Genomic DNA, 11965 nt, shown 5'->3' with positions numbered 1-11965 from the left:
TAGATAGATGAACTTACGCAGCATGCGGTCTGTCTTCGGAGAAAGTACGTCGATAGAGTTTTTTTCATAACGCTTTGATATTATGCATGGTACATTTTTAGGAGGGGTTCCGGTGAATAAGACCGTTATTGTGACAGACAGCACAGCGGATATTCCGGCAGACCTGGCGAAGCAACACAACATTCATATTGTGCCGCTGAGACTTATGTTCGGGGAAGATACGTTTTTGGACGGAGTGGAAATCACGCCGGGAGAGTTCTACAAAAAACTGGTGCAATCGCCTCAGCTTCCGACGACCTCCCAGCCTTCGCCCGCAGATTTTGTGGCTGTGTATGAGTCCATTCTGGAACAGCACCCAGGCTGCTCCATTGTGTCCATTCACATCTCATCCGGCCTGAGCGGAACGTATCAGTCCGCATTGCTAGCAACCTCTCTTATTGAAGGAGAAGCGGATATTACCGTATGGGATTCCAAATCGGCCTCCTACGGTTTCGGGTTATTTGTGGTTCATGCAGCGAAGCTCGCGCAAGAAGGGGCCGCTGTTTCGGATATTCTTTCATCGCTTGAGGACCTTCGTTCCAAGCGCCGCCTCTACTTCTTGGTAGACACGCTGGAATATTTGCAGAAGGGCGGACGAATCGGCAAGGCGTCGGCCGTGCTCGGTACGCTGCTTAACATTAAGCCGATTTTGTCCATTGACGGCGAAGGGATTATCTTTCCGGTAGACAAGGTCCGGGGTCGGAAGAAAGCGACAGCCAAAATCATTGAGCTGTTTCAACAGGATCTATCCGGCGTGAAAAATATTAAAGTGGCTGTGGGTCATACAGCTGACCCTGCTCTGGTTGAGGATTTTCTGCAGCAGCTGTCCGCTGTGTTCACGATCGAGGAAACCGTGTTCTCCGAGATCGGTCCGGTTATCGGTACGCACGTCGGACCGGGAACCATTGCAGCATATATATGGCCTGCTTAAGTGAGGTAGATGATATGAGTCTCAAACTCGATCAAATATCCGTCAGACAGATCAACGGCGTGAGCGCCCTGAAAGAGGGGGAGCTTCACGCCTTTGGCGTCTCTACGGTCAAGGATCTTTTGGAGTATTACCCTTTCCGGTACGAGGATTACCGGCTTCGGTCCTTAAGCGAAGTTAAGGACGGGGACAAAATCACCATTCAAGCCAAGATTGCGAGCGTGCCGGTTCTGCAGCGTTACGGGCGCAAATCCCGATTAACCTGCAAAATGCTGGCCGAAAACTGGATGTTCACCGCGACTTGGTTTAACCGGCATTTTCTGAAGGACCAGCTTACGGCTGGGCGGGAGATCGTGCTGACGGGCAAGTGGGACCAGCGCAGAATGCAGCTTACGGTGTCTGAATCCGAATTCCCGGATAAAGGAGCCTTCCGCAGCGGAACGCTGCAGCCGGTGTATTCCATCGGCGGAAAGATTACGCAATCCTGGATCCGAAAAACGATGGGACAGGCATTGGAGCAATACGGGGAGATGATTCCCGAGATTTTGCCGCAATCCCTGCTCCGAAAATATGATCTGATGCCCCGTAAAGCGGCGATTATGACGATCCATCAGCCTGTCGACTCCAGGGAAGGTCAGGAAGGGCGGCGCCGCATGGTGTACGAGGAGCTCTTCCTGTTCCAGTTAAAAATGCAGGCATTCCGGGCACTGAACCGGGGACGGATGGACGGGGTGGTACATACGGCCGACAATGCAACCATCCGGGAGTTCGTGCGCAGCTTCCCGTTTGAGCTTACCGATGCGCAGAAGAAGGTGGAGCTGGAGATTTTGCATGATATGCGATCCCCTTACTGCATGAACCGTTTGCTGCAAGGGGATGTCGGCTCGGGTAAAACAATTGTTGCCGCCATCGCGTTGTTTACGACGGTCCGCTCGGGCTTCCAAGGCGCATTGATGGTGCCGACGGAGATTCTCGCCGAACAGCATATGCGTTCCCTGCAGAAGCTGTTTGAACCCTTCGGCATTACGGTCGGATTGCTGACAGGCAGCGTAACGGGGAAGAAGCGGAAGGAGCTGCTGGCTTCCTTGCAGATGGGGCTGACGGACATCGTCGTGGGCACCCATGCCCTTATCCAGGATGACGTCTACTTCCGGGAGCTGGGGCTCGTCGTGACGGACGAGCAGCACCGCTTCGGCGTGAATCAGCGAAGCGTTCTAAGGCGTAAAGGGTATAACCCGGACGTGCTCACGATGACGGCGACGCCGATCCCGCGGACGCTGGCCATTACCGCCTTCGGAGACATGGACGTATCCACGCTGTCGGAGCGTCCGAAAGGGCGTATTCCCATTACGACCTATTGGGTCAAACATGAACTGATGGATCGCGTGCTCGGATTTATTTCCCGGGAAGTAAATCAGGGACGCCAGGCATATCTGATCGCCCCGTTGATCGAGGAATCGGACAAGCTGGACGTCCAGAATGCAATTGACCTGCATGTTCAGATGCAGCAGGCGTTCCCCGCATATTCCGTCGGACTTCTGCACGGCCGCATGACGCCGGCCGAGAAGGATGAGGTCATGCGCCAATTCTACAGCAATGAGGTTCAGCTGCTGATCTCCACGACGGTTGTTGAGGTTGGCGTTGACGTGCCGAACGCAACCCTGATGATCATTATGGATGCCGATCGCTTCGGCCTGTCCCAGCTGCACCAGCTTCGGGGCCGGGTAGGCCGTGGACAGCATGCTTCCTACTGTGTCCTGGTGGCTGATCCGAAGTCGGAAGTAGGTCAGGAGCGGATGCAGGTCATGACGGAAACCGAAGACGGCTTCGAGGTATCCCGGCGGGATCTGGAGCTTCGGGGACCGGGCGACTTTTTCGGTACGAAGCAGAGCGGGCTGCCGGAGTTCCGGCTGGCCGACATGGTCGCCGATTTCAAGGTAGTCGAAGAGGCCCGGGGCGACGCGGCGGCTCTCGTTAGCGACAGCTCCTTCTGGACGTCGCCGGAATATGAGCCGCTGCGCGACTTTTTGCAGCAGGAGAAGATCTTCCAGGGCGATATCATGGATTAATGGCATGAATCTGTTGGCACAATGGACAGACCTTCGTCATATACTCAAAAAGGGTAGCAGCATTTATGACTGGAGGTGCTTCAACATTGGGTTATCAGCAGTATGGCATTAGTCCGCAGCTGGTGGAGCGTATCAAGCTAAAAATGAAAAACCCGGCCATCAAGGAAAGAATCAAGGGACTGACTCAGGGCTTGACCAAAGCGGATCTTCAAAATAGCGCAAAAGTACATCAATTGATCCGGACGGCCAGCGGCATCTTGAATGAAAAGCTGAGCTCCGCACAGGAGCAGCAAATGGTTCAATTCGTGCTTGCACAGCGCATCGATCCGAACAACACCTTCCATTTGATCAAGCTGTGGGGAATGTTTCGTTAACAACTGGATGACATCAAGGAATGACAAGCATAGAAGAAGCCCCTCTCGGGAGTGTTTTCTCCTAATGAGCAGGGGCTTTTGACATGGCTTGAGCAGTAATGAGGCGATCTTAGGCGGATTCCCGTTTAGAGGAGTCCCTCGCTATTCTAACCGGCAGCGGCGAAGCCGTATGCTGTGAAAAAGCGCGACAGTCGAAGAGAAATCCCAACCTTTTCGGAATATCTAGCTGCCCGTAATGGAGCGGATGCAATCTTCCGTGTCGTTCTTGACGGAGTTTACGGTTGTGCTTACCGGCACTGCCTGCATTTCCTCCGCGGGATAGGGTTTCAACAGCTCCTTGAGCGATTGCAGGTGGGAAGGATGGTTCCCATGGGTATGGGAGGACGGCTGCCGCTCAAGCCATAGCGCTTCGTCAGCGGGTCTTAGAATGACCGGCATCCGGTTATGGATCGGCTCCATGAGCCTGTTGGGCTCGGTCGTAATGACGGTACAGGTGCTCAGCTTTTCGCCCCCTGGGGTGATCCAGGTGTCGTACAGGCCGGCCATGCTGAATATTTCGCCGTTCTTCAATCCAATGCGAAAGGGCTGCTTGCCATTGCCGCTTTTCTGCCATTCGTAAAAACCGTCTGCAGGAATCAGGCATCTTTTCCGATAAAAGGGCATCCTATAGGCAGGCTTGTCTTCCAGCGTTTCACTGCGGGCATTGATCATTTTGGCTCCGCCCGAGGAATCCTTGGCCCAGGAAGGGACAAGCCCCCATTGCAGCTGTCCGATCCGGTTGGTGCTCCCGTCATGGATAATGGCCGTGACCATCTGCGTAGGCGCGATGTTGTACCTGGGAACGTGAAAGGGAGAGACCGATTCGGGATCAATGAGATACCTGGTCATCAGCTCTTCCCAAGTAACGGTGAGCGTAAAACGTCCGCACATCGTTTCAAGGCCTCCTCTCATTCGAGTCGCTTTAGATCTGAACATCGACTTATGCTGGCATTCCCGACGGAATGGCCATATAAGGATGACGGCTCGTTTGTGTTTGAGTATATCAAATATTGCACAACTTACCAAAAGGGTCCGGCGCTCAGCCGGGCCGAGCATCATGAATGGAGGATTTTTCGTGTTTGATTTAAAAGCTAACGGCACGTCGGTCAAAACCGAAGTTGTTGCCGGGACCACGACATTTTTTACGATGGCTTATGTGACTGTGGTGAATCCGCTGATACTGTCGCAAGCGGGCGTGCCGTTTGAACAAAGCTTCACGGCTACGATTATTGCCGCCGTCATCGGTACGCTGCTCATGGGGCTCGTAGCCCGCTACCCGATTGCCGTGGCGCCGGGGATGGGGCTGAATGCTTATTTTACGTATTCCGTTGTCCAAGGGCATGCCGGACTTGGTTATATTGAAGCCTTTTCCGCCGTTTTTATCGCCGGTATTCTGTTTCTGCTGTTATCGATGACTTCCCTGCGGCGCAGGTTAATTGAGATGATCCCGGCGAACCTGAAGCATGCGATCACGGTCGGGATCGGCCTGTTCATTGCTTTTATCGGTCTGCGGATGAGCGGCATTATTACCGCGCATCCGGATAATCTGGTAGCGCTCGGCGATTTGCACCAGCCATCGGTCGTGCTCGCCTTGGTAGGCTTGGCGGTTACGCTCGTGCTGCTGTCCCGCGATGTGAAGGGCGCCTTGTTCATCGGCATGATTTTCACCGGAATTATCGCTTATTTTGCCGATATGCTGTCCTTCACCGGCGGGATTATGTCCGTTCCCACGCTGCCAGAAGGCATTCTGGTATGGAACCCGATTACGGCCGCCTCGGATGTGATCAGGCACGGGCTCTATGCCGTCGTGTTCTCATTCCTGCTTGTAACGCTGTTCGATACCACGGGCACGGTCGTTGGCGTGGCAGAGCAGGCGGGGCTGATGAAGGATAACAAGCTGCCCCGCGCGGAACGTGCCATGTTCTCCGATTCGGTGGCAACCGTGGCCGGTTCCATGGTCGGCACAAGCCCGACCACGGCGTATATCGAATCCGCAGCCGGTGTCGGCGCAGGCGGCCGCACAGGCTTAACCTCGGTGGTCGTTGCCGGGCTGTTCGTGGTTGCGGCCTTCTTTAGCCCGCTGATCGGGGCGGTGGCCGGATTGTCCGCCATCACGGCACCTTCGCTTATCGTGGTGGGCTGTCTGATGCTGAGCAACGTTCAGCACATCCGGTGGAATGATTTTGATGAAGCGTTCCCTGCGTTTCTCGTGATTTTGACCATGCCGCTTACGTCCAGCATCGCAACTGGGATTGCGCTCGGTTTTATTTCATACCCGCTCATGAAAATCGTGAAGGGCAAGTGGAAGGCGGTTCACCCGCTGATGTATATTTTTGCCGTGCTGTTCGTGCTGCAGCTCGTCTTTGTTCCGCATTGATAAGGAGCGCGCCAAATCCCCTGCAAGGTCTTTAGAGCAGACCCGGCAGGGGATTTTTGGCATGGCGGACGACCGTATGGCGGGTGGATTCCTTGCAGCGGATCAGGCGACGTTATAATGGTTTCCCGCTGATGCTGCCGCAGCAAGGGGGAACACTGCAGCCGGGATGGGCGGGGCTCTTGATCCAGAATGTAACGAATTGGCCGTATCCCCTGGCTCCGATGATCCGAGAGGGCAGCAGGCAGGGGATACGGCATGGGCAAGACGGCGGCGCGGATATGGATGCGCGCGGCAGTCAATCACACGTCTCCGCCGTTTCAACCTCCAGTATATCTACCAGATTAATCCAAGTATCCCCGACAAGCAACCGCTCGTTCAGGGTATTGATTCGGGAGATCCTTCCGTTTACCGCGTAATTTCCGTACTCCCCGTATACTTGCAGCTGTATGGTTTCCTTGCTCCGGTAAGCCGTGCTGATCTTTTCTATAATCCACTGCACCTGCTGCTCATCCAGAAGAGGGTGGGTCTGCTTATGCTTCTCGCCCTGCTTCTCCAAAATGGCGTCGCGATGCTCAAACAGCATCATGCGGCTGGATTCCCATAGACCGTTTTCCGTTAGTTTTTTCATTTGTAGTGTCCTCCGATCTTGGCGTTCAGAAATTTCAGCTGGCTGGTTTTGGTTAGCGATGAGCCGAAGTAGACGGAGGAGGGACCGTATTGGTTGTTGATATCGTCCATGGTATGTTCCAAATACATGAGCCGCTCCCGGTCGCCGAAGAGAGACAGCTGGTAAACCGCGTCACTCTGCAGTTCTCCGAGGGAGACCCAGATTTTGCGGACAGGGCCGCCGTCCCAGTGCTTGCGGAACAGCTCCTTGGCAGCCGCATACACTTCGCGGGACAGATGCGTCGGCTCGGCAATCTTCATTTGGCGGGAGAACCCCACAGGGCGATCGAAATCGGCGCCCTGGGCGCCGGCGTGGACCACGTTGCCCATGTAGCCTTTGGCCCGCGCCCGCTGGCAGATGAGCATGGAGAGCTCGTTCAGCACGACATCGATGTCCTGCTGGTCGTGATAATCGACAGGAAGCGTGGTCTGGCGGCCGATTCCTTTTTGCCCGTCGAATGCATCGGGCGTCACTGGGGAATCATCATAACCATTGGCGGTTCGCCACAGCACTTCGCTCCAGATGTCGCAGTTTTTTTTCATGTAGCGCTTCATTTTGAATTTGAGATCGGGAAGCGGCGTATGGGCCAGCTCCCCGATGGTCTGGATGCCGAGCCGTGCCAGATGCTTCGTGGTCCGCGAGCCCACGCCGAACATTTTATGGGTGGGGCAAGCCCAGAGCGCGTCCATGGTGGCCTCGTTCAGCTCAAAGATGCCGTCCTCATTCTTCTTGGCAAAATTGTCGCAGGCCAGCTTGGCAAGAACCTTGTTGCGCCCGATGCCCACTCGGGTATAGACGCCGGTCTCGCGCCGCACCCGCATCTGAATATGCCGGGCAAGCTCCTTCGGCGTGCAGCCAAAGTGCGCCAAGCTTGCCGTCACATCGATGAATTGCTCATCAATGCTGAACGGCTCCACGAGATCGGAATAGGATTCGAGAATGCTCATAATCTGCAGGGATACCCGGATATAGGCGCTCATGCGCGGTTTCATCACGACCAGATCGGGGCATTTCTGCTGGGCCTGCCACAGGGGCTCCGCCGTGGTGACCCCGTGGTCCTTCGCAAGCGGGCATGCCGCGAGAATGATGCCGCTTCGCCGGGAAGGGTCGCCGGAGACGACCAGGGGTCTGTGTTGGTATGCGGGATTCGCCGCTTTTTCAACAGAGGCATAAAAGGACTGGCAGTCCGCCAGAAAAACGACGCGCTGCTTGCGTTTATGCATGATGATTCCTCCTATTCGAGACGAATGTGAAATGTTTCAGCCAGACGCATTTGAATATCGGCTCTCACAAAATCCCACATCAGCTCCATGTCATGCTGGTAGCCGCGACATCGGTAGCGGATGGTGACGGAGTGCTTCTGGCGCCGGGTTTCCAGAATGGCGATGCCGCGTGCGCGGCAGCTTCTCTTGAGCTCGGCGAGCTTCGCGAACGTAATCTTCTGAATGGTCTGCAGATGGAACACGTAATAGTCGCTTATGCCGGTATGCTTCATGCTGCGGATATCCCGTTCCAGCACGTCCAGCAAAATCGGCAGAATGACGCAGTCCTTGACGGACAGCAGCTCTTCCTCGGTTTGCAGCGGAGACGCGGACATGCCTGATGCCTCCTCATCGTTCTTCATATGCTCCCCACTATTATATAACGAACATACGTTCGTTATGCAACTGGTAAATACAGAGCATGATCCGGCATTCCCTATATGGACTCCAAAACGTTTGTGAAGTAATATGAAAAGATCGTGTATTCATCCGGAAAAAATTTTCATAAGAGTAGGGGTACAGCCTCCATGAACATACCCAAACGACGCCTCAAAATCAGTCTTGCGATGGTCATGCCTGCCTTGGTTTCATTATCCATCCTGATGACGATGTCGATCATGGTCTACATCCAGTATAAAAACGAGAAACGATCCCTGTACGACACGACCATGTCGCTGAATTTATCATCCGCGCAAAAAATGGCGGTTACCATTGAAGCGCTTTTCTCGGGGATGCGCCAAAGTCTGCGCGCCGCCGCAAGCAACCCGGCCATTGAAGCAAGAGCGGCATCCGACGAAAAGGAGCTGCAGGTCATTTTTGATCTTATGCTCAAGAGCAGCCCTTATTTCAATTCCGTATTTTGGGCCGACGAAAGGGGGAGCATTCGGGTTGTTTCTCCTGCGGTGAATCAGGTCAACCCTGCCCGATTAATAACGGAGGGGGCCGTTCAAGCATTAAATGAGAGAAAATCCTATCTTTCGGTACCGTATAGGAGTCCGACCGGCCGCTGGATTGTGTTTGCGAGCGAGCCGATTTTTGACGGATCCGGCAAGTACTGCGGTATGATAGCAGGCACGATTTATCTGGAAGAAAACAATATATTGCATCGGATCCTCGGATCGGGTGCTGGAAATGAAGAGGACTCCTATTCCTATATCGTGGATTCCGGCGGGAAGGTGCTCTATCATCTGGAGGAAAGCCGGGTCGGGGAGGACGTGAGTTCTAACGTGGTCGTGAGACGGCTCATGGATGGCGAGAGCGGCATGCAACGCGTGACGAATACACAGGGCGACGATTACTTGACGGGTTATGCCAGCGTGGCGATGAATGGCTGGGGGATCGTCATGCAGACGTCGGTAAGCTCCATCCTGGCCGATGTCAATCGAAATTTGCAGGACCAGCTGAGAAGCATGCTGTTTCCCATCGCGCTCATGCTGTTCATTGCCGTATATACGGCCGCAAGAATTGCCGCCCCGTTTACCCGGCTCTATAAATTAACGAAATCGGTAGCAGCCGGCCAAATGGTGTCTTCCCAGGAATTTCGGCCGCATTGGAACCGGGAAGCCGACCAGTTGAACCGGATCATGGGAGCTGCTGCGGAAACGATGGCCAAGCAGACGCAGTCGCTGCAGCAGGAAGCGATCACGGATCCATTGACGGGGCTGTCCAATCGCCGGGAGCTGGAACGCTGCCTTGAGTCTTGGGATGCGCTACGGGAACCGTATGCCGTTATTCTCCTGGATATCGACCATTTCAAAGCGATAAACGATACATATGGCCATCAAACCGGCGATCAGATCCTGAAGCTCGTGGCGGCCGTCATGGTGGATTGCGCTCCCGCGGATGCGGTATGCTCCCGTTTTGGCGGGGAAGAGTTTGTCATTCTTCTTCGCGAACGCAGCCTGGATACGGCATACCGTATGGCTGAACGGATACGCAGGGCGATCCTGATTTCCCCGACCCCTTATTCCGGAACGCTCACCGTATCGATCGGCGTATCGCTGTATCCGGATCACGGGGGAAGCCGGGAGGATGTATTTCAAGCGGCGGATATGGCGCTGTACCGGGCGAAGGGGGAAGGACGCAACCGCACGGTGGCGGCGGGATTATCGGCATGAGAGACATCCTAGCCGCTTTGGTGAACCGGATACCTTTTTTGTATATCGGAGTGTGATTCCGAGCACACTCCGATACAAATCCAAAAAATGGATGCTAGACGCGCTGCAGATCGGTTGCTACAATCATCCAATCAGCGTTGAGGCGCTGGCTCCGCTAATTGATCCGAATGTACACAGCTGCGGCACCGTAAGACCTCATGGGGAGAAAGAACTTCGTCATTTCAATAAAAACTTTTATCTTGTCGGGATGAAGAATTATGGCCGGGCTCCGACTTTCCTCATGGCTACAGGGTATGAGCAGGTCTGATCCATTGCAGCCTATATGGACTGCGATCTGGAGGCGGCGTCAAAGGTGGGCTGGAGCTGCCGGAGACCGGTGCATGTGGCATCAGCAGTGGCACCAAATGCCAAGGATTGCTGTTTGCCGGCCTCATCTGCTCCGGGCTGCAAATAAAGGGCCTAACGATTGAAATCAGGCACACTTTCCATTAATAAATAGGCACTAACTTATATGAGATAGAATCGTAATTTTTAGATGCCAGGTTCGCAAGAAGTATTGTCATCCATGAATAAGGAGGTGGACTGTACTTGTAACTAACCGAGAGTCAGCGGGCATTCGCATCGACGCTAAGGCAGTGCCAGAGGAGGATTGCCGTTTTATGTATAAGGATATAGTTATATATTGATTCCCTGCGAAATATAACTGTATTCCTGCTCAACACGTCATTGGAGGTTTGAACATTGGTTTCTGTTGTCCTGGCCAGCATCATTTTTATTGTCACTTTAATTTTTGTCATTTGGCAGCCTAAAAATCTATCCATTGGATGGTCGGCTTGCGGAGGCGCTTTGCTGGTGCTTCTCGTTGGAGTCGTTGACTTTCAGGATGTGTGGGACGTCACCCGCATCGTATGGAATGCAACGCTCGCCTTTGTTGCAATCATCATTATTTCGTTGATATTGGATAAAATCGGGTTATTTGAATGGGCTGCGCTGCATATGGCCAATGCCGCTCGGGGAAACGGCATCCGGATGTTTGTGTACGTCTCCTTGCTTGGGGCGGTTGTTTCCGCATTCTTTGCGAATGACGGAGCGGCTCTCATCTTGACACCGATCGTGCTTGCCATGGTAAGGGCGCTGAACTTCGATGAACGAAAGGTATTTCCTTTTATTATCGCAAGCGGCTTTATTGCGGACACCACCTCGCTTCCGCTTGTCGTCAGCAACCTGGTGAACATCGTATCTGCCGATTTCTTCGGCATCACGTTCATCGAATATGCCAGTCGCATGCTGGTTCCGAATCTGTTCTCTTTGGCAGCGAGCGTTCTTGTGCTTTATTTGTTTTTCCGCAAAAGCATCCCTCGAAAGTTTGACGGTACCCAGCTGAAGCAGCCATCCACAGCGATTCAGGATCCTGCCATGTTCCGTTTATCATGGATCGTATTGAGCGTGCTGCTCCTCGGTTATTTTGTGTGTGAATTTGTGGGCATCCCCGTATCGATCGTAGCTGGCGTTATCGCGATATGGTTCCTGCTGATGGCGAGAAAAAGTCCGGTTGTGCAAACCAAGGAAGTGCTTAAAGGGGCGCCATGGGCGATCGTGTTTTTCTCGATCGGCATGTATGTCGTCGTATATGGCTTGCGCAATGCAGGCCTTACGGATCTGCTGGCCGGCGTCATACAGAGCGCAGCGGATCAAGGGTTGTTTGCCGCTACCATGGCCATGGGGTTTATTGCCGCCATGATTTCGTCTATTATGAACAATTTGCCGACGGTGATGATCGATGCACTCGCAATCGATGCAACCCATACGTCGGCAGCCATTAAAGAGGCCTTAATTTATGCGAACGTGATCGGTTCCGATTTAGGTCCCAAAATTACGCCGATCGGTTCGCTGGCAACCTTGCTTTGGCTGCATGTCCTTTCTGCCAAGGGCGTGAAGATCAGCTGGGGAACCTACTTCAAAACAGGGATCCTATTGACCATCCCGACGTTATTCATAACCCTCTTGGGTTTATATATCTGGTTGACCATATTGCAATGATCAGGATAAGAGGAGAGGGCAAAAGAAAACATGAAAAAAGGTTAGCTTTCGAA

10 protein-coding genes and 1 pseudogene are annotated in these 11965 nt (G+C 53.6%); 7 read left to right on the top strand and 4 right to left on the bottom strand.

The window, feature by feature from the left end:
• Positions 1 to 112: 112 nt before the first annotated feature.
• The 3 genes from BMX45_RS25325 (at position 113) to BMX45_RS25315 (ending at position 3410) form a co-directional block, all read left to right on the top strand.
• Positions 113 to 970: a DegV family protein gene (locus BMX45_RS25325; RefSeq protein WP_015734339.1), complete on the top strand. Its 858-nt coding sequence runs from the start codon at positions 113 to 115 to the stop codon at positions 968 to 970.
• Positions 971 to 984: 14 nt separating this feature from the next.
• On the top strand, positions 985 to 3036 hold the full coding sequence (gene recG / locus BMX45_RS25320; protein ID WP_090912907.1) for an ATP-dependent DNA helicase RecG: 2052 nt from the start codon (positions 985 to 987) through the stop codon (positions 3034 to 3036).
• An 86-nt stretch (positions 3037 to 3122) separates the two neighbouring features.
• Complete coding sequence (locus BMX45_RS25315) at positions 3123 to 3410, top strand: stage VI sporulation protein F (RefSeq protein ID WP_009592565.1); 288 nt, start codon at positions 3123 to 3125, stop codon at positions 3408 to 3410.
• A gap of 222 nt (positions 3411 to 3632) precedes the next feature.
• Here BMX45_RS25315 and BMX45_RS25310 read toward each other — a convergent pair whose 3' ends face one another.
• Positions 3633 to 4340, bottom strand: a complete 708-nt coding sequence (locus BMX45_RS25310; protein ID WP_090912905.1) for an SOS response-associated peptidase — start codon at positions 4338 to 4340, stop codon at positions 3633 to 3635.
• 184 nt (positions 4341 to 4524) lie between these two features.
• Between BMX45_RS25310 and BMX45_RS25305 the strand changes: the two genes are divergently transcribed.
• A complete protein-coding gene (locus BMX45_RS25305) occupies positions 4525 to 5826 on the top strand; it encodes an NCS2 family permease (protein WP_009592553.1) in 1302 nt (433 codons plus the stop codon).
• Positions 5827 to 6121: 295 nt separating this feature from the next.
• On the opposite strand, the gene BMX45_RS25300 is transcribed toward BMX45_RS25305, so the two are convergent.
• From BMX45_RS25300 to BMX45_RS25290, 3 genes are read right to left on the bottom strand one after another with little or no spacing between them, the layout of a single operon-like run.
• Positions 6122 to 6454, bottom strand: coding sequence for a YolD-like family protein (locus tag BMX45_RS25300; RefSeq protein ID WP_090912903.1), 333 nt, complete (start codon positions 6452 to 6454; stop codon positions 6122 to 6124).
• Entirely contained in the window at positions 6451 to 7716 is a 1266-nt protein-coding gene (locus BMX45_RS25295; protein ID WP_090912902.1) for a DNA polymerase IV, read from the bottom strand. The genes BMX45_RS25300 and BMX45_RS25295 overlap by 4 nt, the downstream gene beginning before the upstream one ends.
• 11 nt (positions 7717 to 7727) lie before the next feature.
• A complete protein-coding gene (locus tag BMX45_RS25290; RefSeq protein ID WP_090912899.1) occupies positions 7728 to 8090 on the bottom strand; it encodes a YhjD family protein in 363 nt (120 codons plus the stop codon).
• 192 nt (positions 8091 to 8282) lie between these two features.
• Between BMX45_RS25290 and BMX45_RS25285 the strand changes: the two genes are divergently transcribed.
• The 3 genes and pseudogenes from BMX45_RS25285 to BMX45_RS25275 all read left to right on the top strand — a co-directional run bounded on the left by BMX45_RS25285 (position 8283) and on the right by BMX45_RS25275 (position 11912).
• Positions 8283 to 9872 (top strand): sensor domain-containing diguanylate cyclase, encoded by a 1590-nt coding sequence (locus BMX45_RS25285; RefSeq protein ID WP_090912897.1) that lies wholly within the window; start codon positions 8283 to 8285, stop codon positions 9870 to 9872.
• 133 nt (positions 9873 to 10005) lie between these two features.
• Positions 10006 to 10326, top strand: a pseudogene (locus tag BMX45_RS25280) (glutamate synthase); the annotation flags it as partial.
• A 287-nt stretch (positions 10327 to 10613) separates the two neighbouring features.
• Complete coding sequence (locus BMX45_RS25275; protein ID WP_090912895.1) at positions 10614 to 11912, top strand: arsenic transporter; 1299 nt, start codon at positions 10614 to 10616, stop codon at positions 11910 to 11912.
• Positions 11913 to 11965 lie beyond the last annotated feature (53 nt).

This window comes from Paenibacillus sp. cl141a, from assembly GCF_900109305.1.
In the GTDB taxonomy this organism is placed as follows: domain Bacteria; phylum Bacillota; class Bacilli; order Paenibacillales; family Paenibacillaceae; genus Paenibacillus_AQ; species Paenibacillus_AQ lautus_A.
The sequence above is the reverse complement of the archived record's forward strand: the minus strand, read 5'-3'. Positions and strand labels throughout refer to the sequence as shown.

Bases quoted from the DNA above. Each gene is read 5' to 3' on its own strand.
- BMX45_RS25310 (WP_090912905.1), bottom strand. From the start codon at position 4,340: ATGTGCGGACGTTTTACGCTCACCGTTACTTGGGAAGAGCTGATGACC.
- BMX45_RS25285 (WP_090912897.1), top strand. From the start codon at position 8,283: ATGAACATACCCAAACGACGCCTCAAAATCAGTCTTGCGATGGTCATG.
- BMX45_RS25295 (WP_090912902.1), bottom strand. From the start codon at position 7,716: ATGCATAAACGCAAGCAGCGCGTCGTTTTTCTGGCGGACTGCCAGTCC.
- BMX45_RS25300 (WP_090912903.1), bottom strand. From the start codon at position 6,454: ATGAAAAAACTAACGGAAAACGGTCTATGGGAATCCAGCCGCATGATG.
- BMX45_RS25290 (WP_090912899.1), bottom strand. From the start codon at position 8,090: ATGTCCGCGTCTCCGCTGCAAACCGAGGAAGAGCTGCTGTCCGTCAAG.
- recG (WP_090912907.1), top strand. From the start codon at position 985: ATGAGTCTCAAACTCGATCAAATATCCGTCAGACAGATCAACGGCGTG.